Annotated in this window: 1 rRNA gene; it reads left to right on the forward strand. The window is 50.0% G+C overall.

The annotated features are described in order from the left end of the window. Positions 1-18 precede the first annotated feature (18 nt). A 16S ribosomal RNA gene (locus EN964_RS36865) occupies positions 19-514 on the forward strand; the annotation flags it as partial.

Consider the following 514-nt stretch of genomic DNA (forward strand, 5'->3'; position numbering starts at 1 on the left):
AATCAAACATCATAATTTTTTATGGAGAGTTTGATCCTGGCTCAGGATGAACGCTGGCGGCGTGCCTAATACATGCAAGTCGAGCGAACAGATAAGGAGCTTGCTCCTTTGACGTTAGCGGCGGACGGGTGAGTAACACGTGGATAACCTACCTATAAGACTGGGATAACTTCGGGAAACCGGAGCTAATACCGGATAAGATTTTGAACCGCATAGTTCAATAGTGAAAGACGGCCTTGCTGTCACTTATAGATGGATCCGCGCCGTATTAGCTAGTTGGTAAGGTAACGGCTTACCAAGGCAACGATACGTAGCCGACCTGAGAGGGTGATCGGCCACACTGGAACTGAGACACGGTCCAGACTCCTACGGGAGGCAGCAGTAGGGAATCTTCCGCAATGGGCGAAAGCCTGACGGAGCAACGCCGCGTGAGTGATGAAGGTCTTCGGATCGTAAAACTCTGTTATCAGGGAAGAACAAACGTGTAAGTAACTGTGCACGTCTTGACGGTACC

The sequence above is a fragment of the Mesorhizobium sp. M7A.F.Ca.CA.001.10.2.1 genome, from assembly GCF_003998575.1.
Taxonomy (GTDB): Bacteria; Pseudomonadota; Alphaproteobacteria; order Rhizobiales; family Rhizobiaceae; genus Mesorhizobium.